Annotated in this window: 16 protein-coding genes; 8 read left to right on the forward strand and 8 right to left on the reverse strand. The window is 62.6% G+C overall.

Annotated elements, in window-relative coordinates; genetic code table 11:
- The first annotated feature begins 26 nt into the window (after positions 1 to 26).
- Positions 27 to 2,777: an ATP-binding protein gene (locus ACYQ00_RS00470; RefSeq protein ID WP_460030269.1), complete on the forward strand. Its 2,751-nt coding sequence runs from the start codon at positions 27 to 29 to the stop codon at positions 2,775 to 2,777.
- 180 nt (positions 2,778 to 2,957) lie between these two features.
- Here the strand turns inward: ACYQ00_RS00470 and ACYQ00_RS00475 are convergent, their stop codons facing one another.
- The 3 genes from ACYQ00_RS00475 to ACYQ00_RS00485 form a co-directional block, all read right to left on the reverse strand.
- Positions 2,958 to 3,836: a PEP-CTERM sorting domain-containing protein gene (locus ACYQ00_RS00475; protein WP_460030270.1), complete on the reverse strand. Its 879-nt coding sequence runs from the start codon at positions 3,834 to 3,836 to the stop codon at positions 2,958 to 2,960.
- 183 nt (positions 3,837 to 4,019) lie between these two features.
- On the reverse strand, positions 4,020 to 5,111 hold the full coding sequence (locus ACYQ00_RS00480) for a response regulator (RefSeq protein ID WP_460030271.1): 1,092 nt from the start codon (positions 5,109 to 5,111) through the stop codon (positions 4,020 to 4,022).
- Positions 5,112 to 5,137: 26 nt separating this feature from the next.
- On the reverse strand, positions 5,138 to 11,353 hold the full coding sequence (locus tag ACYQ00_RS00485; RefSeq protein WP_460030272.1) for a transporter substrate-binding domain-containing protein: 6,216 nt from the start codon (positions 11,351 to 11,353) through the stop codon (positions 5,138 to 5,140).
- A gap of 285 nt (positions 11,354 to 11,638) precedes the next feature.
- Here ACYQ00_RS00485 and ACYQ00_RS00490 point away from each other — a divergent pair, with 285 nt between their 5' ends.
- The 3 genes from ACYQ00_RS00490 to ACYQ00_RS00500 all read left to right on the forward strand — a co-directional run bounded on the left by ACYQ00_RS00490 (position 11,639) and on the right by ACYQ00_RS00500 (position 14,915).
- A complete protein-coding gene (locus ACYQ00_RS00490) occupies positions 11,639 to 12,745 on the forward strand; it encodes a glycerol dehydrogenase (RefSeq protein WP_460030273.1) in 1,107 nt (368 codons plus the stop codon).
- Between the two features lie 261 nt (positions 12,746 to 13,006).
- Positions 13,007 to 14,188 (forward strand): formate-dependent phosphoribosylglycinamide formyltransferase, encoded by a 1,182-nt coding sequence (gene purT, locus ACYQ00_RS00495; protein WP_460030274.1) that lies wholly within the window; start codon positions 13,007 to 13,009, stop codon positions 14,186 to 14,188.
- Positions 14,189 to 14,288: 100 nt separating this feature from the next.
- Complete coding sequence (locus ACYQ00_RS00500; protein WP_460030275.1) at positions 14,289 to 14,915, forward strand: trimeric intracellular cation channel family protein; 627 nt, start codon at positions 14,289 to 14,291, stop codon at positions 14,913 to 14,915.
- Positions 14,916 to 15,057: 142 nt separating this feature from the next.
- On the opposite strand, the gene ACYQ00_RS00505 is transcribed toward ACYQ00_RS00500, so the two are convergent.
- Positions 15,058 to 15,588 (reverse strand): hypothetical protein, encoded by a 531-nt coding sequence (locus tag ACYQ00_RS00505; RefSeq protein ID WP_460030276.1) that lies wholly within the window; start codon positions 15,586 to 15,588, stop codon positions 15,058 to 15,060.
- A gap of 417 nt (positions 15,589 to 16,005) precedes the next feature.
- Here ACYQ00_RS00505 and ACYQ00_RS00510 point away from each other — a divergent pair, with 417 nt between their 5' ends.
- Both ACYQ00_RS00510 and ACYQ00_RS00515 read left to right on the forward strand, forming a co-directional pair.
- Positions 16,006 to 16,596 carry a response regulator gene (locus tag ACYQ00_RS00510; protein ID WP_460030277.1) on the forward strand — a complete coding sequence of 197 codons (591 nt, stop codon included), beginning with the start codon at positions 16,006 to 16,008 and terminating at the stop codon, positions 16,594 to 16,596.
- Complete coding sequence (locus ACYQ00_RS00515) at positions 16,590 to 17,075, forward strand: potassium channel family protein (RefSeq protein WP_460030278.1); 486 nt, start codon at positions 16,590 to 16,592, stop codon at positions 17,073 to 17,075. Before ACYQ00_RS00510 ends, ACYQ00_RS00515 begins: the two co-directional genes overlap by 7 nt.
- 32 nt (positions 17,076 to 17,107) lie before the next feature.
- On the opposite strand, the gene ACYQ00_RS00520 is transcribed toward ACYQ00_RS00515, so the two are convergent.
- Positions 17,108 to 18,430, reverse strand: coding sequence for a sodium:solute symporter family transporter (locus ACYQ00_RS00520; protein WP_460030279.1), 1,323 nt, complete (start codon positions 18,428 to 18,430; stop codon positions 17,108 to 17,110).
- Positions 18,421 to 20,517, reverse strand: a complete 2,097-nt coding sequence (bioA, locus tag ACYQ00_RS00525) for an adenosylmethionine--8-amino-7-oxononanoate transaminase (RefSeq protein ID WP_460030280.1) — start codon at positions 20,515 to 20,517, stop codon at positions 18,421 to 18,423. The genes ACYQ00_RS00520 and bioA overlap by 10 nt, the downstream gene beginning before the upstream one ends.
- 160 nt (positions 20,518 to 20,677) lie before the next feature.
- On the opposite strand from bioA, the gene ACYQ00_RS00530 reads away from it, so the two are divergent.
- The gene (locus ACYQ00_RS00530; protein ID WP_460030281.1) at positions 20,678 to 21,490 is read left to right on the forward strand and encodes a biotin--[acetyl-CoA-carboxylase] ligase; all 813 of its coding nucleotides are present in this window, start codon (positions 20,678 to 20,680) and stop codon (positions 21,488 to 21,490) included.
- A 122-nt stretch (positions 21,491 to 21,612) separates the two neighbouring features.
- Here the strand turns inward: ACYQ00_RS00530 and ACYQ00_RS00535 are convergent, their stop codons facing one another.
- Positions 21,613 to 22,149 (reverse strand): HPP family protein, encoded by a 537-nt coding sequence (locus ACYQ00_RS00535; RefSeq protein WP_460030282.1) that lies wholly within the window; start codon positions 22,147 to 22,149, stop codon positions 21,613 to 21,615.
- Positions 22,146 to 22,754: a CBS domain-containing protein gene (locus ACYQ00_RS00540; protein WP_460030283.1), complete on the reverse strand. Its 609-nt coding sequence runs from the start codon at positions 22,752 to 22,754 to the stop codon at positions 22,146 to 22,148. The genes ACYQ00_RS00535 and ACYQ00_RS00540 overlap by 4 nt, the downstream gene beginning before the upstream one ends.
- 191 nt (positions 22,755 to 22,945) lie before the next feature.
- Here ACYQ00_RS00540 and ACYQ00_RS00545 point away from each other — a divergent pair, with 191 nt between their 5' ends.
- On the forward strand, positions 22,946 to 23,683 hold the full coding sequence (locus ACYQ00_RS00545) for an SDR family oxidoreductase (RefSeq protein WP_460030284.1): 738 nt from the start codon (positions 22,946 to 22,948) through the stop codon (positions 23,681 to 23,683).
- Positions 23,684 to 23,701 lie beyond the last annotated feature (18 nt).

The raw sequence follows: 23,701 nt of genomic DNA on the forward strand, positions 1-23,701 counted from the left end.
GCTGCACGTTTTCTCATGGACTGGTCATGACCGACGCTGCAGACGCCCCGCGTTCACAGCAGGGAAAGCTGGCGCAGGAAAACGCCTTGCTGCGGCAACTGCTGCAAAGCTGCCGCGCCACCCAGCGGCTGCAGGCCCTGCACCTCAGCAACCAACACGCCCTGTTGCAACAGCTGGCTTCCGAGCTGGATGTGCTGGCAGCGCCAGATGCTGCTGATACTCCCGGGCTTTCGTTCGGAGATGCCCGCAGGATTCTGGAATCCTTGCAGTCTCTCACCCAGGAAATGCAGCAGGATACCGAACGGCTGCGCCTGCCGGAAATGCATCTCCCGCCCCCGGCGCCCCCGCCTTCCACTCCCTCAACGCCCACCCCTCAGGATTCGCCGGGTGATTTGCCGGGTGATTTGGAGGTCCGCCACTTAATCCTCGTCAACAATGCCCTGTGCATTGAAGCCTGTTCCCTCAGCTGGGCGGACTCGCTCCAGACCCCGCCTGCGCCGCTGCTCGGCAGCCCCCTGCAGCAACACCTTCCTGCCGCAAGCTTCAAACAGTTGCACGGCGCCATTACACGCTGCCTGCGTTCCGAACAGCCGGAATATGTCATCCTGCCTGCGGCCGGCGGCGCCACCCAGTGGAATGTGCTCCCGCTGCTCCCCACCACCGACCAGGTGGAGACGGCTGCGCTTCTGGCCCTGGCGCCCCTCGGCCCCGGCCCGGCAGCACAATGGGAGCAGGACGCGCGCGGCCAGTTCGAGGCCATTTTCGAGCATGCTGCGGAGCCGGTCATCATCCATGACCTGGATGGGGACATCCTGCGCATGAATCAGGCGGCCTCAAGAATTCTGGGCGTGCCCAGACAGCAGGCAGGGGAACTGTCCATGGGCCAGTTCCTGGCTCAGGATATGGCAATCTACCTGGCCGCAGTTGCCACCACGGAAGCCTTTCAGAGTCTGGACACGGAATTCCGGGTCCAGGACGGCCGCACCCTGCCCATGGGGTTGCGCGTCAGCCGGCTGTGCATCAACAACACCCCGGCCGTATTATGCATCGGGCGCGATGACAGTGAGCTGCGGCGGCTGGAGTCCTATCTGGACGAAGCCCGGCAGGCCATGGAACTCAGCATCCGGATGAAGAATGAGTTTCTGACCAACATCAGTCATGAACTGCGCACGCCCCTCAGCGCCATCGTCGGGTTTGCCGATCTGCTGGGCAAGGGCTCCCTCAATGCCTCCCAGCGCCTGCACGTCAACCTGCTCCTCTCCGCCGCAGCCATGCTGGATAATCTCATCAAGGATCTGCTGGATATTTCCAAGCTGGAAGCGGGCATGCTTGGCATCGAGCAGGAACCGTTCAGCCTGGCCGCGCTCCTCAGCGAAATCAAGGAGACGTTCATCCTCAAGGCAGCACAAAAGCAGATCGGCTTTCATTTCACCATTGACGCCTCGCTCCCGGACTGCCTCCTCGGCGCACCCTTGCGGTTGCGCCAAATCCTGTTCAATCTGGTCAGCAATGCCATCAAATTCACCAACCACGGTGCCGTGGGCATTGAGGTGAACGCGGACGAGGTGGAGGAGATCTTCTCCGAAGACGTGGCCGGCGCTGAGACGACAGAACCGCGACAGCTCTGGGTGCATTTTGCCGTAACCGACAGCGGCATCGGCATCCACGAGCGCGACGTGCACCGCATCTTCCAGCGTTTTGTCCAGGTGGAAGGCGCGGAAAACCGCAGGTATGAAGGCACCGGGCTGGGGCTGACCATCAGCAAGAATCTTGTGGAACTCATGGGCGGAAGCATCTGGGTCAAGAGCACGCCCGGCCGGGGCAGTGTCTTCCACTTCACCATCCCCCTGCGGCGTGCCCGCTGGCCGGAACCATTGCCCGCGTCCGATGTGCCAGAATATCCCCCCCCCATTGCGCCCATGGTCATCCTGCTGGTGGAGGATAATGATTTCAACCGGGACATGATCGTGGCCATGACCGAGCTTGAAGGCCATGTGGTGCGCTGCGCCAGAGACGGGCTTGAGGCGCTGGAGCTTCTCTCGGCCTTTCTCCCGGATCTGGTGCTGATGGATCTGCAAATGCCGCGCTGCGATGGCTTCGAAGCCACCCGCCGCATCCGGGCGCATGCCAATCCCCGCATTGCCAGCCTGCCCATCATCGCCCTGAGCGCCCATGGACAGGAAGATGTGCCTGCCAAATGCGAAGCCCTCGGCATGATGGGATTTTTGGCAAAACCGTTTCGATTGCAGGAGCTGCACACCATTTTGCGCAGCAGTCAGGCCCAGGGCCTTTTCTCCCAGAGCCCGCAGTCCACCCCTTCGGCCGCCTCCAGTCCCGAAGCATCACCTCGCCCCACCGACCAGGCAGCCCCGGCGGATATTCCCGAGCCGTCCCCCGCGCCAGCCCTTGCGCTGCCCAGGTTCGACATGGAGTTGCTTCGGGCCAATCTGGGCAACCAGGCAGAGTTCCTGCAATACGCCTGCTCCCGCTTTCTGGACCACGCGCGCGCATTGCATGCCGGCCTGGACGCCGCCCTCGACACGCAGGACCGGACAACCCTGGCCAGGCTGGGGCATACTATCAAGTCCGTGGCCGGCACGGTCGGCGGGGTTCGGGGCAGCCAGCTGGGCCGGACCCTGGAAACCCTGGCCAAGGGACAGGCTTCCTGGGAGGCTGTGTCCCTGGCCGCCACAGCCCTGCAAGACGAACTGGAAGCCTTGCGCCAGGAAATCCACACCGTGCAGCAGACCCTGAGCAATCAGCCAGACGCGTCCTGACCACGCCCCGGCCTGACTGATCCACTCTGACACTTTCTTCCTCAGCCGAGAGCTGCACAGTGTTGCGGCACTCAAAACGACACGCGCCCTGCCGGTTTGCCGGCAGGGCGCGTGGTGATTGGTCGGAAGCGTCTGGAGGCCGTCTGAAAAGTCTTCCGTCTCTTTCAGCCTGCGTCTGCGTTACGCGGCCTGATTGCGGCGGCGGCGGCGGGCGGCGAAGAGGGCCAGCATGCCGCTGCCAAGCAGGGCCAGGGTGCCGGGCTCAGGCGTGGCCAGAAGCTGCGGGTCGCGGCTAAGGTAGGGGAACAATTCGGAAAGCACATTCGTTTCTCCGTTGGGATTACCTTTGTACTTGTCCGAAAGGAACAGAGCCGTGTACCCCACCATCTCATGCAGGGTCCCCACGGTATCGTAAGGGCTGTCCAGCAAGGTGAAGAAATCGGGGTCGACCGTGGAGCCGAGGTACGAGGTAATGCTCAGACCGTAGTAAGAAAGGAAGCCGTTTGTCGTGGCATCAATAGTCCCTGTACCATACCAGTAGTCGTCCCCCAGCATGGAGTAGGTGAGAAAATGGGTGCCATCCGTAAAGGCTTCCATGGCGCCAGCCTGACCAGAGAAAGGCTTGCTCAAGGAGCTTCCGTCAAACAGTATCATGACATCATTGTTGCCAGTAGCGCCATCAGAGAAGAACAGGTCTGCCAGCACAGCTGAAATCCCAGTAGCAATGGTGTCAAGCCCGATCAAAGACGAAGCATCACTCACTGCACCGTACACAACCTCGCCGGAATCCTTAATTTCCGTAACTTCCAGCAAAAATGCTCCAGAAATTTGTCCGGAAATGGAGCTCCCGACAGAATCCATATTCAGCAGGCCGTACACAATGTCACCGACTGCATACTGCCCTGTTGCTGTAGTGTCGGTCCGGTAGACCTGTTCCCAGTTGAAAAAGTACAGTGAGACACTGTCATTCCCCGGCAGAGAGGCCGCGGCGAAGGCCTGGCCGGCTGTCAGGGAGATCAGCAGAAGTGCCGTCAGGAAGCTTGTGGTAAGGCGGGACATATCGACCTCCAGCATTGAGTTCAAGAAGATGCCTCTTCTTAAGCAAAAGCGGGGCCAAAAATTATTTTCTTTTATCTCAAGAGTTAACCTGCAAAAAAACAACCTGAGTCCCTGAAAAACTGGAAACCTTTCCAACAAATTGTCGATGGATTTTACAGTCCCGCCCAACTCCAGGCGACAGGGTCACGCGGGGCGGGAGAGCAGCACGCGCTCTTCTTCGTAGTCCGCAAACTCAAGGGCTGTCTTGCGGAAGTCGTCCTGAATGGCCAGGAAGGCATCCACCAAGTCGGGATCGAAATGAGTGGCGCGGCCTTCCTGAATGATGTCAATGGCCTGGGCGTGCGGAAAGGGTGGCTTGTACACCCGGCGGCTGATGAGGGCATCGTATACGTCCGCCACGGCCATGAGACGGGCGGAAAGGGGGATGGCTTCTCCGGCCAAGCCCTCGGGGTAGCCGCTGCCGTCCCACTTTTCGTGGTGTCCATAGGCGATTTCCTTGGCGCATTGCAAAAACGAGTTCCCGCCCAGGCGGTCTTCGGCCTTGGCCAGGGTATCGCGGCCGTACCGGGTATGCAGTTTCATCGTGGTCATTTCCTCGGGAGTAAGCTTGCCGGGCTTGAGCAGAATGGCATCCGGCACGCCGACTTTCCCCACATCGTGCAGCGGGGCGGAAATGTACATGAGGTGGATGATGTCCTTGTTCAAAGCCGGGCCAAAGCGGGGATGATTCTCCACGGCCTCGGCCAGCAGGCGGACGTAGTTTTGCGTGCGCTTGATGTGCCCGCCGGTTTCCGGGTCCCGACATTCGGCCAGGGTGGCCAGACTTTCGATGGTCACTTCCTTGGTCAGGGCCAGTTCCCGGGTGCGCTCCTCCACCAGCTCTTCCAGGTGGTCCCGGTGGCGCTTGAGTTCGAGCTGGTTGTGAACCCTGGCTTTGACGAGCCCGGGGCGAAAGGGTTTGGTGATATAATCCACCGCGCCAAGGGCCAGGCCTTTGGCTTCATCCTCCTCTTCGCTCAGGGCAGTGATGAAGAGCACGGGAATGGCCTTGGTGCGGGCATCCTGCTTCAGGCGGGCGCATACCTCGTAGCCGTCCATGCCGGGCATCATCACATCAAGCAGGACGAGATCCGGCCGAGGCTCGGCCAGGGCCAGGGTCAGGGCTTTTTCCCCATTTTTGGCGGCCACGATGGCGTAATCGTCCTTCAGGGTTTCCATGAGTACCTGGATGTTCTCGACCGTGTCATCCACAATAAGAATTTTGTGTCGGATCATGGCATTCCCCGGTGCTGGCCGCCCGCTTAGTGCGGTTGCAGCATTTCTTTGAGTGTGTTGACGGCAGCCGCGGCTTCGTCGGATTCAAATTCATCCAGGGCGCGCCACATGCGGCGCAGGGCATCCTGCACCTCGCTACCCGCTTCTGCCAGCAGAGGTCGCAAGGCCTCCCCTGCCGCCACAGCCTGAGGGAGATTGGTGTCCAGGGTGGAGGCCACCTCATCCAGGAGGCGCAGGGCTTCGGTCGCGTCAAACGCCACAGCAGCCGGCCCCTGACCAGTCTCCTCGTCGAGGACCAGTTGTCCCAACGAGTCAAGGACCACGCCCAGGGCTGCATCCAGGGCTTCAATTAATGGTTCGGCGTCCGCCGCCAGCCCAGGAGCGGCTTCTCGCTTCAGGGTACGCTCCAGGGCACTGGCGGCCCGGGAAAGCTCCTCGGCCCCGAGGTTGCCAGCCACGCTTTTGAGGGTGTGGGCTGCGCGGGCGGCATCGCCGGTGTTGCCAGCCTGCAGGAGGCTGCGGATTTCTTGCGGGGCGGACGGGTATTTTTCGCGGAACTGACGCAGCAGTTTGCGATACAGCGTCCGATTGCCTGAAGCCTTGGCCAGCCCGGAGCGAATGTTCAACCCCGGCGTACCGTCAAGGGGCAGGCCATCGTCCTGCAAGGCCTGATCGCGCAGGGTGGAGGCCGGGGTGTAGCCGCTGGGGAAGGCACGTTCCCCCGGTGGAATCCAGCGCAGCAAGGTCTGCAACAACTCATCCGGGTTGATGGGTTTGGTGATGTGGTCGTTCATGCCGGCTTCCAGGCTTTTTTCCTTGTCGCCGGCCATGGCGTGCGCGGTCATGGCCACGATGGGTGTGGTCACGCCCAGTTCCCGCAAGCGACGGGTTGCGGAAAGACCATCCATTTCAGGCATTTGAATATCCATGAGTACCAGATCGAACGCGCCGGCCTGCATGGCCTGCACGGCCTGCAGTCCATCTGCCGCCACCACGGCCACCATGCCGGCCTGCTCCAGCATTTCCACGGCAATTTGCTGATTGATTTCATTATCTTCCGCAAGCAGTACCCGCGCACCGCGGATGGTGGCCAGCTTGTCCAGGCCATCCATGTCCTTGACCTGCGCGAGTGGCGAGGCGCCGGAGCGTGCCGCGGGCTCCCCTTCCGGCGTACGCCCGAAGACTTCCATGATGGTATCGAACAGCAGGGAGGGTTTGACCGGCTTGATGAGAAAAGCGTCCACATGAGCCTGTTCCGCCTGGGTGCGGACTTCCTCCCGCCCATAGGCCGTGACCATCAGTATTTTGGGCATGGTTTCCAGCCGGGGATTCTCCGACAGCCGTCTGGCCGTTTCCACGCCGTCCAGGCCGGGCATTTTCCAATCCAGGAGCACCAGATCAAAGGGCGCGCCAGCTGCCGCGGCTTCATCGAGCAAGGCCAACCCGGCAATGCCATCGGCAGCCGTGCTGACGACAAAGGTCATGCTCTCCAGAGTCTGGGTCATGATCTCGCGGGCGGCGGGGTTGTCGTCCACCACCAGGGCTCTGAGGCCGCGAAGATCCACCGCAGGCATCAGGTTTTTGCGCAAGGCGGCCTCGGCCAGTCCAAACCGGGCCGTAAACAGGAAGGAGCTGCCCTGCCCTGGCGTGCTTTCCACCCAGATGCGGCCTCCCATCATCTCCACCAGCCGCTTGCAGATGGCCAGGCCCAGGCCGGTGCCGCCGTATTTGCGGGTGGTGGAGCCATCGGCCTGGGAGAAGGACTGGAAGAGCCGGCCTTGCTGTTCGGGGGTGAGGCCAATGCCGGTATCGGAGACGGCAAAGCGCAACATCACGCTGCCCTCGCCCTCTTCTTCCACGTCAACGGTCACGACCACTTCACCTGCCTCGGTGAATTTGATGGCGTTATTGGTCAGATTGATGAGCACCTGTCCCAGGCGCAGGGGGTCGCCGATGAGGGCGGCAGGCGCTTCCGGCTGGCGTTTGAAGAGGAGTTCCAGATTCTTTTCCTCGGCCTTGATGGAAACCACGGTGCCGAGGTTGTCCAGCACCTCATCCAGCTGAAAGGGGACGCGCTCCAGATCCATCTTGCCGGCTTCGATTTTGGAGAAGTCCAGAATATCGTTGATGATGCCCAGCAGATTGAGGGCCGCCGTGCGGATTTTGGAGACGTAATCGTGCTGTTTTGGGGAAAGATCCGTATGCAGGGCCAGGTGGCTCATGCCAATGATGGCGTTCATGGGGGTGCGGATCTCGTGGCTCATGCGGGCCAGAAAATCGCTCTTGGCCCGGGTGGCTTCCTCGGCTTGCTCCTGGGCTTCCTTGAGCTCGGAAATGTCCACGATGACGCCGATAATGCCGCCGCGCCGGCCATCGGACAGATCAAAACTGGCCACCCAATACAAGGTATGGTGTGGCAGGCCGTCGGCATACACCAGGGGAAACTCATGATGCCGGACGCCGCCATCAATGATGAGCCGGGTGTCTTCCGCATGGTAGTTCTGGCGGTCCTGCATGGGCAGGTATTCCAGATCCAGCACGGTCTTGCCGAGCATGAATTCCCTGGTGACGCCAAAGGCGTCCTCATAGGCCTTGTTGCAGCCGATGAAGCGCGCTTCCGTATCCTTGATGAAAATGGGATTGGGGATGGTATCTATAAGGGCCACCTGGAACATGAGCTGATCCTGAATGGCCTGCTCCGTGGCTTTGCGCTTGGAGATGTCGTCGATTACCCAGATCACGCCCTTGTCCAGGTCCGAAGGACACACCGTGTCCAGGGCCTTGCAGGAGAGGGAACACCAGACGAGGGAGCCATCCTTGCGCAGGAGCTGATACTCGGTCTGCACCAGCTTACCATGCCCCAGTTCGGAACAACAGTGGGCGATGAAGGCTGGGTAACGCGCCATGTCCGGATGCAGATCCTTCATGGTCAGGCCCACGAGATCCTTGGGAGAATCGTACCCCAGAATCTCCGCCAGCCTGGAGTTGCAGCGGTACACGACCTCCCCGCCCCGCAGGTACAGGATGCCCACCTGGGCATTATCAAAAATCTGCTGCAGTTCCTCCCGCACCACGCGGACAATTTCCTCCACGCGTTTGCGCTCGGCAATCTCCGCGGCCAGCTTGCGGTTCCACCATAGTGTACCGCCAAGGATGAACAGGGCCACCCCGGCCACGTACAACCCCACCCGCCAGACCGCGCCCCAGTCCACCTCGGACTGGATGTGCACATTGACCCAGCGATCATAGAACGACTGGCGCGTCTGCCGGGGAATGGCCGAAAGCACTTTGTCCAGAATGGTCACCAGCTCCGGCCAGTCCTTGCGCACGCCAAAGGAGAGCTCGAACCGTTCCGGCGTGGTGGCCGCAACTTTCAGGCCGGATAGATTATTGGAACGAATGGTGTAGGTGACCGAGCCCAGATTATCGAACGCCGCGTCCACCTCCCCCGCCGCCACAGCCTGCAGGCAGAGGGCTAGTGTCTTGTACGGCTGCACGGCAATGGCCGGATAACTCGTCTCCAGCAGCTCATGCGTGGCGTAACCTTCCACCACCGCCACCCGCCGGCCGGCCAGATCCTCCAGCCCGGCGATGAAGGGCGCCTGCTCCTTGGTGACCAGAATCATGGGCATGCTCAGGTACGGCTGGGTAAATCGCAGGAATTGCTCACGCTGGGGGGTGCGGGTCAGCCCGGGGAGCACGTCCAGCTCTCCATCCCTGGCCTTGCGGATCACCTCCGTCCAGCTCAGGCCCGGCTCTGGCGCCATGGTCGCATTCAGCCTTTCGCTCACCCAGTGCACGTATTCCGAGACCACCCCCATGTACTCGCCCGTGGCGCCCAGGGCCTCGAACGGCAACCAGGCCGGGTCCACGCCCAGGCGTATCTGCGGGTGCTCGGCCAGCCAGCTGCGTTCCATCTCGGTGAGGCGGAATTCTTCCTGATAGTCCCCCTCCTTGCCCGTATAGAGATCCTGAATATGGCGGATTTCCTGATCCGGAATGGATTCCAGCCCCTTTTGCAGGATATCCCGCAGCAGGGGCAACTCCTTGCGCACGCCAAAGGCCAGCTGCAACGGTGTCTGATCCAGATACCCGGCGAGTTTCACCCCCCGAATCATGTATCGATCAATCAGATACGCCGCCACGGCGTGCGGACCAAGATAGGCATCGGCCTTGCCGATGGCCACGGCCTTGATGGCTTCCAGCGAGGACGGCACCACCTGCTGCACAATATCAGGATGCTCCCTGGTCAGCACCTCTGCCATGAAATATCCTTCTTCCACGGCCACTTTCTTGCCTTTGAGGTCGGCCAGACCGTGCACCCGCGCATTGGCCTCCGGCACCCAGATCCCGATCAGCGAGGAGAGGTATGGAGTGCTGAACAAAAACTGCGCCTCGCGCTCGGGCGTCGGGCTCATGCCGGGCACAACATCCACTTCCCCCTGTTCAAGCTTCTGCTGCAGCACAGGCCAGCTTTCCACGGTGAATTCCGCATTAAGCCCCAGACGCCGGGCCACCAGCCGGAACACGTCCGCGGAAATGCCCGCATACCGTCCGGAAGGATCCTGATACTCAAACGGCGGCCAATCCTTGGTGGCAGCCACACGCAGCACGGGATTGGCAGCAATGAACGTCCGCTCCTCCGCCGTGAGCCGTACCTGGGGGCCGTCCCCGGGTTCGCCGGCCCAGCGCTGGAGCACACCGGCCATGTCTGCCGGGCTCAGGGAGGCCAGGGTCTTGTCCAGAATGGCCGCCAGTTCCGGCCAGTCCTTGCGCACGCCAATGGCCAGGACGGAACCGGGGTGATCCACCCGGCCCATGGACTTGAGATTCGTCAACAACTGTTGTGTGATAAGATACGTGGCCACGGCGCGGTTGCCCACATAGGCATCGGCTTCGCCGCGGGAAACCGCCGCAAGACAGGCGGCCGTATCCGGCAATTCCATCACCTTCACGTCCGGATAGTTATTTCTGAAATAGGCCACGCTGAAAAATCCGCGCTCCAAGGCTACAACCTTTCCGCGCAGACTTTCCTCGGACGTGAAGATCGGCCCCCCCTCCCGGCCAACGATGACATGCGGGATGACCAGATATGGTGCCGTGAAGTGCACGTATTCCATGCGGTCCGGCTTGGGGGTGACGTCCATGAGCACGTCGAGGGTCTTGTCCCCCACCCGTTCCAGATTCTCCTTGAACGGGCCGGCCTCAATATGCACGGTGAGCCCCGCCCGGGAGGCCAGGAGCTTCATGATATCCACGCCCACGCCCGCGGGTTCGCCACTGGGTCCCATGAAATCCAGCGGAGGCCAAGCGTCCATCACGGCCACCCGTATGCCTGGATGCGCGTCAATCCAGGCCCGCTCCGCCTCCGAGAGGGCCACCGCCGCCTGTGGCGCTGTCCCGGCAAGGGCATCCCGTGCCGGCAGCAGCTGGGAGGCAAAGAACCTGTCCTCGCGATTGAACAGCCAGGCCTGCTCCGCGGCGGCCAGGCGTTCCACGGGGATGGCGGCCAGACCGGCGTTGATTTCCTTGAGCAGGGAATCCTGCTCCCGTAACACCGCGGCCTTGAGCACATTCGTGAACAGCGCTTCGGTGGAATGCGCCACTGCCCCTTGCACCCCAAGGCGGGAGAGCTCCTGCTCAACAGGGGCGGATTCTCCCAGCAGGGCGTCGGCCTCCCCGGAGAGCAAGGCCCGCACCACGCCCTTGAGCGCCGGTCTGGAAACTACCGTTATGCCCGGATACTCTTCCCGCAGATGCCGTTCGTGGTACGTACCGGCCATCACGGCCACGCGCTTGCCCTGTAATTGCGCAAGATCCTTCGGTGTTTCACTGCCTGACCGGACAAAGAGCCCCGTGCGCACCAGCCCGAGAGGACTGGAAAAGGCCATCCACTGCGCCCGCTCCTGATTCTCAAAGACGCCGGAGTGCACATCCACACTGCCATTGCGCAGCTTGAGAAGCCCCTGTTCCCAGGAACCCGGCACAAAAACGATGGGGCGGTTGGAATATTCGGACCACAGATTCCACAAATCCACGAGCAGTCCATACGGCTGCCCTTCGGGACCGATGACCGTGAAGGGCGAATAGTCCGCCTCAATGGCCACGCGCAGAGGGAGCGCAGGGCCGGTGGCGTTGCCGTCGGAAACATCCTGCTGCGCAAGGGCAGGCAACGGGTACAGCCAGAAACAAAGCACCGCCCACAGGCACGCCGGCAGCAATCGGGAGAATCTCCGCACCATTCCACACCCTCTTTCCAGGCTGGTTGCTTCGCGATTCCATCGATATAGGTAAAATATCACAGGGGCGCAAAGGCAGCCACATAAACTTACGCATGGTTGCAGGGATGTTGAGGGTGCAGTTCTCCCCGGAGCTGCCAAAAAACGCAGCCACCCAGCGCGCCGTCTGTGTTTCACCTCCTGAGTGCTTTGCGCCCGGCGCGGTCCTGTGGTAGAGATGCGGCCACCTTATCGAACAGCCAACACCCTTTCCGCCCCTGCGTATCCAGCCGGGAAAGCGAGATGCCCATGCTCACCACCACCTTGTTTCCAGGACGGTATATCCAGGGCGCAGGCGCCCTCTCTCGTCTGGCTCCGGAACTGGGCCGACTGGGCGGCCGGCATTTCATCCTCAGTTCACCACATCCGCTGGCCAATCTGCTGCCCACCCTCCTGCCCCGGCTGGAGCAGGACGGGGAATTGCGGGTGGAGCGCTTCAACCGGGAATGCACGGATGCGGAAATCCAGCGGCTGCTCGGTCTGGTACGGGACTTCAGGGCCGACACCGTGACTGCAATCGGCGGCGGCAAGACCCTGGACGCCGCCAAGGCCGTGGCCGTGCAGGCTGGCCTGCCCGTGGCCATCGTGCCCACCATCGCCTCCACAGACGCCCCCTGCAGCTCCATCTGCGTGGTGTACACCGCTGCCGGCGTGTTTGAACGGGCAGACATCCTGCCCCGCAACCCGGATCTGGTGCTGGTGGACACGGCGGTGATCGCCAAGGCTCCGGCGCGGTTCCTCGTTTCCGGCATGGGTGACGCCCTGGCCACCTGGTTCGAGGCCGATTCCTGCCGCCAGGGCCGCGGTCGCAATATTGCCGGGGATTCCAGCTCCATGACCGGTCTGGCCCTGGCCCGGCTCTGCTACGAGACCGTGCGGGACTGGGGCTTGGCCGCGCGTACGGCCTGTGAGGCCGGCGTGGTCACCCCGGCCCTGGAACGCATCGTGGAGGCGAACACCCTGCTCAGCGGCCTGGGCTTTGAAAGCGGCGGCCTGGGCGCGGCCCACTCCATCCACAACGGCCTCACCGTCCTGCCTGCGGTACACCGCCTGTATCATGGGGAAAAGGTCGCTTTTGGCGTGCTGGCCTCGCTGGTGCTCACGGACCGGCCCCTGGCCCTGGTGGACGAGGTCTACACCCTGTGCGAATCCCTGGGCCTGCCCACCACCTTTGCCGACCTTGGTCTGACCGGCCCCGGCACCACCGGCATCACCGACGACGCCCTCCTGGAAGTGGCCACCAAAACCTGCGCGCCGGACGAAAGCATCCACAACGAACCCTTCGCCCCCACCCCATCCCTGATCCTGGCCGCGCTCAAGGCTGCGGACGCAGAGGGCCGGCGGCGGAAGCGGTGAGGAGGATCAACTCAAAGCCAGTCGGTCATCAAGGAGGCCGCCTCACCTGTAGCGCGAACATATCATAAGCATTACCACTATATTATTTTCTATATTAGAATTCAACATGAATATTTTTAGTCAACTGACTCAATTTTCTGATCATATTGCTTCTCCCACTCCAAGCCCTCCTCCCCCCTTGCCCTCCGTCCCGGTCCCTTGTAGCCTCCGCCATCCCGGGGCACGTTTCTTGTGCCCACCACATCCAATCCGGAGGTCGTAATGACCAGTATCGGCACGCCCCTGACGTCGTCTGCCACCAGAATTCTGCTCCTGGGCGCCGGGGAGCTGGGCAAGGAAGTGGCCATTGAGGCCCAGCGGCTGGGCGTCGAGGTCATTGCCGTGGATCGCTACCCCAACGCCCCGGCCATGCAGGTGGCCCATCGCTCCCACGTCATCAGCATGCTGGACGCCGCCGCCCTGCGGGCCATCATTACGGCCGAAAAACCGGACTACGTGGTGCCGGAAATCGAGGCCATCGCCACGGAAGAGCTGCTGGCCCTGGAGCAGGAGGGCGTCACCGTCATCCCCACGGCCCGCGCCGCCCGCCTGACCATGGACCGCGAAGGCATCCGCCGGCTGGCTGCCGAGGAACTGGGCCTGACCACCTCCCCCTATCGCTTTGCTGATACCAAGGCCGAATTCCAGGAGGCCTGCCGCGCCGTGGGCTTCCCCTGCGTGGTCAAGCCGGTCATGTCCTCCTCGGGCAAGGGCCAGAGCGTGGCCCGCAGCGAGGCCGAGGCCGAAGCCTCCTGGGACTACGCCCAGACCGCCGGCCGGGCTGGTGCGGGGCGGGTCATTGTGGAAGGATTTGTGGATTTCGACTATGAAATCACCCTGCTCACCGTGCGGCATGCCGGTGGTACCAGCTTTTGCGCCCCCATCGGGCACCGGCAGGAAAAGGGAGACTACCGCGAATCCTGGCAGCCCCACCCCATGTCCCCGGTCGCCCTGGCCGAGGCCCGGCGCATGGCCGAGGCCATCACCGCGGCCCTGGGCGGACGCGGGTTGTTCGGCGTGGAACTGTTCATCAAAGGCGATGCAGTCATCTTTTCGGAGGTCTCCCCCCGCCCGCACGACACGGGAATGGTGACGTTGATCTCCCAGGATCTTTCCGAATTCGCCCTGCACATCCGAGCCATCCTCGGCCTGCCTGTGCCGACCATCCGCCAGTACGGCCCCGCTGCCTCGCGCGTCATCCTGGCCGAGGGCGACTCCACGGCTCCACGCTACGAAATCGCCCCCGAGGCCCTGACCGAACCGGACACCGCCCTGCGCCTCTTCGGCAAGCCCGAAGTCCACGGCCTCCGGCGCATGGGCGTGGCCCTGGCTTTGGGCAAGGACATTGAGGACGCCAAGGCCAAGGCCATCCACACTGCATCGCAAGTGCGCGTCATTTTGTAGAAAAACTGGTACTCGTCGCCACCTTGTCCTGGGAGCCTGCGCCCTGCAGGCTCCCTGCCGTGAAACACTCCCCGGAGACTGTTCCGAATCCGGAGCCAGTATGGATGTACCATACCATCATCATATAATTTATATTGCCTCCCTCGTCGGCGGCGTGGCCTTTGCCCTGTCCGGCGTGTTGATCGGCGTTCGCAAGCAGCTTGATTTGATGGGCTTGTTCATTCTGGCTTTCATCACGGCCAATGGCGGCGGCGTGGTCCGGGACGTGCTCCTTTCCCGCCCCCTGGCCTTGATACGCGATGCGGAACCGTTCCTCATCGCTGGAAGCGCTCTGCTTTTTGCTGCCGTCTTCCGGGTGTACAAGGTACAGTGCTTTGAAAACCGTTGGTATTTCATCGTCTGTGACAGTATCGGTCTCGTGGCCTTTGCCTTGACAGGCGCCCTGATTGGACTGGAAGTGCACACCCATTGCTTCGGCGTGCTCACCCTTTCCCTGCTGACTGCAGTGGGCGGCAGCGTCATCCGCGACATCCTGGTCAAGGAGATGCCTGCCGTCTTGCATAGCGGATTTTACGGCACCGTGGCACTGCTGCAGGGACTGGCCATCTATGGGTTGCATCGCGCCAGCCTGATGACTTCAGCCTCGTTGCTGTGCGTTTCCGCCGCAGCGCTGGCCCTGAGACTGATCGCCTGGCGACGGAACTGGCAAATCCCCAAGCTGTGCTGACCAGCGCGACGCGGCATCACACGCATCCCACTTTGCGCCGGGCGACACATTCTCACAACAACACTTGCAGCCACCCCGCGATACTGATAATGAACTTCAAAATCTTTACGCAGGGTCTGCATCATGTCCTTACAGCTATTTATCAGGACGTCTTTTTCTTGTTCCTGCGCCGCATCAGCGCCAGTACGCCCCCACCCAGGACCAGCACCCCGCCTGCCCTGACATAGGTCATTATCGGGTCATCGGCCTGGCTGGGCTTGTGACCGCCGCTGGAAACCGAGCCGTCGGGGTTGACGTAAGTGTATATACGCTCCGCGATAACCTCGCCGGCCTCGGTTACGTGATTCCAGGTCTGGTCGGGATTGCGCCTGAGGTAGAGCACCTCAGGGGTCTTTTGGGATGTCTTCTGGTCATAGACCAGCACATGCACCGAGGCGAGGTCGCCTTGGTGGACGATCTCTCCGAACTCCCAGATCGCGAAACGGTGGCGCGTTCCTTCCTCATCGGCCCTGTCGTTGACATAGGGTTCCAAATAGTACGCCACCTGGTCGGGAACCAGCGTTTCCGCTTGCAGGGTAATCCGCTTCAGGTCCTTGCGGCTGTGCGCCTCAGCCTGCTGCGCGACGACTAACCACACTGCGCAGGCGATAATGAACAACATCGATCTGATCACGAGCGGTCTCCTAAAAAAACGTTGATATTATGCCCAAATGCCTCTGGTCATCTCCCGTTGACCAGCCCCCATCCACCCTGCCGCGCAGACGTTCAAGGACTTGAGGTCGTGAGGACACAGATAGCTGTAATCACAAAAAATAGAACTATGTTCAGATACTGTGTAAGACAATGAAAGTCAATATCATTTATTACCTCTCATCATGCCGGCGGCCCTGCCAGAACCCGCATCCTTGCCTACCCGGCTGAAACTCCGGTGGAAATATACTTCCCTTGCCTGGATGTCTCACGCTGCAACGGGCAAAGGCATCAGCGGATCGTTGACCGCGGACCTACACGGCAACACAATCCGGTATTGCGCCCCCTTGCCTCTCGGCCGAGCAACTCATGCAAAGTGACGCGCCCCCCGTTGCCACCCTTGGCATTCTCATGCCTGGATGAAGCACGGCGGCATGGGTTTGATCTGGCCTTTGTGGATCTGAAGCTCGGGGAGGACGACGGCATGCAGCTGCTGCCAGAGCTGCTAGCTGGCTCCCCCAGGATGAAGATAGTGGTCATTACCGCCCACGCCGCCATCAAGCGCGCCGTGGAGGCCATGCGCCGCGGAGTCACGGGCTTCATCGCCAAGCCCTTCACGCCGGAGCAGCTGCGGCTTCTGGTGTGGCGCATGGTCGGCGTGCGCATGGTCGGCGTGCGCATGGTCGGCGTGCGCGTGCCGGCCAAGGCTGCTTCCCTGCAACAGGCTGCGGTTTCAGGGCATCGATCAGGCCGCCCTGGTGCGGGGTACCTTTGTGCTGACCATTCTGCTCGGGGCCAGCCTGTTGCGCCTGCCCCAGGCCATCACCCAGGCGTCCACCCAGGCGCAGATCTCCTGGGTGGACGCCCTCTTCACCGCCACCGCGGCCGTCTGCGTCACCGGGCTGGCCGTGGTGGATATGGCAGCGTGTTCACGCGCTTTGGCCAGCTGGTGCTCCTGGGCCTGACCAAATTGGCGGGCTGGGGGTGGTGACCATCTCCGGTGGCCCTGTTCCAGTGGCTGGGCCGGAGCGTCTCCTTCCGGCAGCGTCTGGCCATGCAGATTCTATTCTCCCACACCCTGCGGCGGTCATTCTGGGGCTGGTCAAAAGCATCTTCCATTTCACCCTGGGCGTGGAGCTTGCCGGCGCAGCCCTGCTGACCCTGCACTGGGGCCGGGAACTCCCCCTGGCCACGGAAATCATCCATCCCGAGCGGGACATGGCCTTGCGCATTTCCCACAGTCTCTCGCGTCCCAACATCCTGGACTTCATTCCCCTGGCCGAGGAGTTCGACCTGGTGCAGGTGGAGCCGCTGCGGGCCAAGTACAGCGTGCACATCATCGCCATCAAGGAGCTGGTGCCCGAAAACTTCGTCCTGGTCCCGCCCGCCGATTTCCGCATCAAGGATTCGGATATCCTGGTGATCCTGGGCAAATCCGTGGACATCAAGAAGATCAAGGCCCTGCAATAGATGCTGGCCCGTCTCGACAGGACGCCCGCAGGTCATGCTCGTGCAGCATGCAGTGGACGCCGGGCAACACCCATGAGGGCCACTATGGCCGAAACACTCATGCCCGTATAATTGAACACCCGGTTTTCGGTGATGGCGGCCGCCAGGCCGAACAGTCCCCCGAGCACCACCGCGGTGCAGGCCTGCCGCGGAGCCACCTGTCGGGCTGGAGCCACCAGCAACCCCACCACGCAGGGCATGACCACGCCACAGGCAAACATATCGTAGGCCATGAGCAAAAATCCCAGAATGCCTTTACCCCACAAACTCACGGCCGCTCCGGCCACCCCCAGGGCCAGCACACTGGCGCGCCTTGCCGCGGGCGACTGCAGACCGAGCAGGTCATGGCTGCACACCGTGGCCGCCGTCACCAGGCAGGAATCCGCCGAAGAGACAATGGCGCTGATCAACGCAAACGAGACGACCAGATGCATCCACGGTGGCATCATGCCGGAAAGGATTGACGTGAGCACCGCGTCGCCGGGGGTCTCTGCCGGCACCAGCCCCCTGCAGGCCAGACCCACGGCGACAATCAGCGCCGCGCACACAGCCAGGCCACCCGCGCCAATCAGTCCCCCCAGCATGGCGCTTCGCTCATCCCGGGCCGACAGCAGCCTGCCGAACAGCATGGGGCACACAAGGTAGTTCGCCCCGACCACCACCAGATAATAGATCAATGTTTCCAGTGGGAAGGCCGTATTCACCGCCTCAAGGCGCACCGCCTGCATCCACGCGGGATGCTGCACCGTGAGCCAGGCAAGCAGAACCGCCAACGCGGCAAGCAGAATCATGGCCTGCAGCTTGTCCGCACGCATGACGGCGGCCTGCCCGCTCATGGTATGCCCGCAAATGAGCACCAGCCCGAGGCCCAGGCAAGCCAGGGGCGGCAGTCCCGAAAGCGAACCCAGCACCTTGCCCAGCGCGGAGAACTGCGCGGCCAGAATGGCGGTCCAGACCACCACAATCACCGCCGCAATAACGGGACGCACCTGCGGGCCAAGAATGGTTTCCACCAGATGCGGCAAGGTGTAGGCACCGCTTCTGCGTACGGCCCGGGCCAAGAGCACCGCCAGGAGGGACAGCCCGATGGCCCCCGCCCCCAGCCACCAGAAAGCCGGAGTGCCCGCAGTGAAGGCAAGGCCGATCACGCCCACGGTGGCCGAGGCCCCCACGCAGGAGACAATGATGGAATGCCCCACGGCCCAGGCGCCACTTGCCCGATTGTTGACATAAAACGACTCCACACTGTGAGAGCGGGCTCGCACTCCAGTGCCTAACACCAGCAGGACATATACCCCAAGCAAGGTCAGCGCCATGCGCCCTCCTCCACGGCTTCGCGCATGGCGCGGGTCAGCAGTGTGATATCCTCGTCGGTGGACACATAGGGAGGCATCACGTAGATGAGCCGCCCGAAGGGACGTATCCACACCCCTTTTTGCACAAAAAACGCCTGCAACGCAGTGGTGTTCACCGGCGTGTCCATTTCCAGCACGCCAATGGCCCCGAGCACCCGGACATCCCGTACCCCCGGCAAGCTGGCGCAGGGCAGCAGCCCCTGCCGCAACCCCGCTTCCAGGCGGGCCACCTCCGCAGCCCAGGCTCCGTCCGCGAGCAATGCCAGGCTGGCGCAGGCCACGGCGCAGGCCAGGGGATTGGCCATGTACGTAGGGCCGTGCATGAGTACGCCGCTACGATGGGAAATGCCTTCGGCCACCGTGCGGGTGGTCAGGGTGGCGGCCAGACTCAGCACCCCGCCCGTGAGTCCCTTGCCCACACACAGGATGTCCGGCGTGATCCCGGCGTGCTCGCAGGCAAAAAGCCTGCCCGTCCTGCCGAAGCCGGTGGCGATCTCGTCGGCTATCAGCAGGCAGCCGTGTCTGTCGCAGGCTTCCCGCACCTGACGCAGGTATGTCGGGTGATAGAACCACATCCCCCCTGCCCCCTGCACGATGGGCTCCAGAATCACCGCGGCCAGGGTGGCGGCGTGCTCCTCCAGCAGGGCGGCAAAGGCATGGAACGGAGCGGGATCGTATGGCCCATCAAAGCGGCACGCGGGCCGGGGGGCGAAGAGCTGGGCCGGCAGGACATTACGGAAAAGATGATGCATGCCTGTTTCCGGATCACAGACGCTCATGGCGCCGAGGGTGTCGCCGTGATAGCCCCCGCGCAGGGCCAGCAGCCGCGTTTTCCCGGGCCTGCCCAGAGCCGTCTGGTATTGCAACGCCATTTTGACGGCCACTTCCACGCTCACTGACCCGGAATCCGCCAGAAACACGTGCTCCAGCCCGGGCGGAACCGCACCCAGCAAGGCCTGCCCCAAGGCCACGGCAGGCTCGTGGGTCAATCCGCCAAACATGACGTGGGGCATCTGTGCGGCCTGATGCCGCAGGGCTGTGAGCAGGGCGGGATGGTTGTAGCCATGGATGGCGCACCACCAGGAGGCCATGCCGTCCACCAGTTCGCGGCCGTCGCGCAAGGTGATGCGGGTGCCGCGTGTCCTGATGGCCTGCCAGGTCCGCTGGGGGTTCAGGGCCGAGGTGTAGGGGTGCCAGAGGTGCGCCCGGTCAAAGGCCAGCAGCGTTTCGGCGGAGTCCCGCCCGGCATGCTGCGGACCTTGTTTCCCCAGAGCTTCCAGGACAGGTTCCACCGCCCGGGCAGCCTGCGCCCAGGCCGCCACACGCTGTGCCCCGGTACCGGCCATGCCTTCCAGATATGGAATGGCCGCCAGACGCGGGAGGCCGCCCAGTCTCTCGATACAGGCAAGATTGTCCTGACGCAGTGCCCGTTCCGCGTCATCTACCGCTGCTGTGGGCTCCGTGGTCACAAATCCGGCAAGGCATAGGCCTCGGGCCCGGGCAGCTTCAATGGTCAGCAAGGCATGATTCACCGCGCCAAGCCGATTGCCCACAACCAGCAGCAGAGGGCAATCCAGCTCGGCAAACAGGTCGGCCAGCACATCCTTTTCGTTGAGGGGGGTCATGAGCCCGCCAGCGCCTTCTATGAGGACAAGATCCGCCTCCCCGGCCAGCACTGTTTGACGCACGCGGATTGCCAGCTCGCCTGGAGAAAGCCTGAGCCCGGCCGAGCGCGCTGCCAGGTGGGGCGAGCAGGCCGGTTCCAGCAGGACGAGGGCGCATGCGCCGGCCTCTGGAGCGGCCTCGCGGCAAACATACACATCCGGCGCCTGGAGCTGGCCGGCGCTATCTTTGGTGCAGCCTGTCTGCACCGGCTTGATGACCAGTACCGCCTTGCCCGTCGTCTTACCCGCCGCCGTGGCCGCCCTGGCCAGCGCCGCCGTGACCAGTGTTTTGCCGGCGTCGGTATCTGTGCCGGTGATGCATAGCATCGGGGGCAGGCGGTTAGACGCAGATTCGGGCGCGCATTCGGGCATGGACCGGCCCATGGTCCTCCTGCTAGAGTTCTTTCTCGCAACCTGGGCGGTATCCGCTCGTTCGGCCTGGGTATGGGGCATTGGCATGGCGTTCTCCCTGATCCGCTGCCTGTGGTAGAGAATCGCCTTTGTTTTGTAAACCTTCAATCTTATCAATTCGGTTTACAATAGATTGAACATACCGAATACAAAAGAAAAAATCCTTACGCTTCTGGAGCAGGCGCAGGCCTGGATTTCCGGAGAGGCCATTTCGCGCGAACTCGGCATCAGCCGGGCCGCGGTGGCCAAGCATGTGGGAATACTTAAAAATGACGGGAACGCCATCCAGGCAGCCACACGCAAGGGCTACAGACTGCTGGCCAGGCGTGACGGGCTGGATGGCGAAGCGCTGGCAGCCACGCTCAAGACCCGCAGTTTTGGCAAGCATGGCTGGACGCATCTGACGAGCACCCCCTCCACCAATCTGGTGGCGGCCCGCCTGGCCGGGGAAGGCGCGCGGGAAGGGCATGTGGTGTTTGCCGAGACCCAGACGCAGGGACGGGGGCGGAAAGGCTGCACCTGGATATCCGTGCCGCGCGGCATCCAGTGCTCTGTGGTGCTCTATCCGGAGGCCGCATGCTGGAATGCCGAAGCCTGCATGCAGCAGGGCGCGGCGGCAGTTGCCGATGCCGTGCGCGCGCTCACGGGGCTGGATGCCGTCTTCAAAATGCCCAATGACGTGCTGATACACGGCAAGAAGATTGCCGGTGTGCTGGTGGAGACCGGCTATCGCGGCGGAGACCCCGAATGGGCCGTCATCGGCGTCGGCTGCAACGTCAATTCCCTGCCGGACGACTTCCCGGACGCCGTGCGTGAAACCACCACCTCCATCCTGATCGAAGCAGGCGCTCCCCTTTCACGATCCGCCCTGCTGGCCGCGATGCTTGAACGGCTGGAAGCAGCCTACACCGCACTGTGCGCGGAAAAGCCAGCAGGTGGACAATAACATCGCGGCCAGCCGCGCCACCGCGCTGCGGCATCGTGTCGGCATCACGCCAATCGGGAACCAGAAGGCGCCAGACGGCCGGACGTTTCAGCTGTCCCGCGAGCCCTCGATTCCCCCAGGGATCACCACCAGAACTCGGGATATCGTCGGGACCGTGGAATATTGTTCACCGCAAGGGCAATGCCCAGCAACACCACCGCGCCCAGGCCCACCGGATACAGCGCAAACCACAGGCCAAGCCGGTGCACGGAGGGCCCGCCAATCACGGCAATGAGCGCCGTGGCACCCCCGGGTGGATGCAGGGTCTTGGTCACATGCATGAGGGCAATGGCCAGGGACACAGCCATGGCCGCGGCCAGCCAGGGGACGGCGTCCAGCTGCTGCTGGACGAGCACGCCCACCACTGCAGAGAGCACATGCCCGCCAAGCACGTTTCGGGGCTGAGCCAGGGGGCTGCGAAAGGCCGCATACACCAGCACGGCAGTGGCCCCGAAGGAGCCGATCAACAATGTCTGAGCGGTAGGATCCAACAATGCCTGCTGCATCACCCCCAGAGCTGCGATGCCCAGAAACGATCCAAGCCAGGATAACAACACCTCACGCGTGCTCACCCGCGGCGGGCTTTGGGACGTGCAGCGCAGTTTGTCCAGGAAGTTCATAGCCCGCCCCCCTGACGGGAGGCCGCCTCCAGCAGATCGGTCCGCGTGACGATGCCCAGGGGACGTCCGGCAGCATCGCAAACTGGCATGCGGTTGATGGATTTTTCCCGAAACACGGCCATGAGCTGCGCCGCGGATGTGTCCTCTGTCGCAGTGAGGGGCGGTGTACTCATGAACGCCTCCACGCGCACCCCCTTCATGCTCGCCAGAGCACAGCCCGGGGTCCGCAGGCAGGCCGCAAGAATGCTCATGAACGTGGCCTTGCCGGTCACGCCCATGTTGCGCAGCACGTCCTTTTCCGAAAGCACCCCGCACACGACGCCGTCGGCGTCCAGCACCGGCGCCCCGCTGATGCCATGGGCAGCCAGCATGCCGATGGCGTCCACGACGAGCATGTCATACTGCAGACAGTGCACAGGCACGCTCATGAGCTTCCGCGCCGGCACCGCCTCGCGCAGACGCTGCACCGCATGGTTGTAAGCCAGCTGATATATCTCCCGAAAGGTGCCGGGTGTGATATCCACATAACTCTGCATGGAACGCATGGCGCTCATGACGTCTGCCTCGGACAAGGCGACGACGGCGCACTGATCGGAAGAATCCATACTGACTCCCGGTTCGAGATTCGCCCTTGGCCCGCATGCGCACGCAGCGGCAACGCCACTACCAGCGGCGCGAACCGCACCGTATGCGCAATATTCATGATTTTTAGTCACGAGTGTTTTTCTTGGGTGGTGCTTCCAGCATCACGGCACAAGCCGTATAGCAAGCGGGAACGCCAAAATGGAGGTGCGTCATGGAAATCAAAGAAAGTATCGCTCTGGTCACCGGGGCCAATCGCGGGCTGGGACAAGCATATGCTCAAGCGCTGCTCGACGCCGGGGCGGCGAAGGTCTATGCAGCCAGCCGAGATCCTTCGGCCATCACGGACCCGAGGCTTTTCCCCGTGCGCCTGGATATTACCAACGCTGAACAGGTCGCGGCGGCATCTGTCGCCTGTCGAGATGTGAATCTCTTAATCAACAATGCCGGCATAATGCGCAGCACCCCTCTCTTAGTCGAAGAGGGTGAGGCGGCCCTGCGTGAAGAGCTTGAGGTTAATGTCCTTGGATTGCGGGCCATGATCCAGGCCTTCGCGCCTGTGCTTGCCACCAACGGCGGTGGCGCTATGGCCAATATGCTGTCCGTGGTCAGCTGGTATGTCTATCCTTTCAACGCCACGTACTGTGCTTCCAAGGCAGCAGCCCTGGCTGTTACCGAGGCGGCGCGCATAGAGCTGCACCGCCAGGGAACGCTCGTCGTCGGCGTCTACGCGGGCTTTCTCGACACCGATATGGCTGCTCAGGTCAGCGGGGCCAAGACACCGCCCCGCCAAGTGGCCGAACGCACCCTTGAAGGAATCCGGCGGGGACAGCATCATGTCTATGCCGACGACCATGCCGTGCAACTTCGTCATCAGGTGCTGACAGACCCCGAAGGCTTGGCAGTGCGAATGCAGGAGGCTTGGGAGCAAGGCCAGGGCTGGAGAGCGTAACCGGCTGCATGCGAAAAC

The sequence above is a fragment of the Megalodesulfovibrio paquesii genome (genome assembly GCF_054653055.1).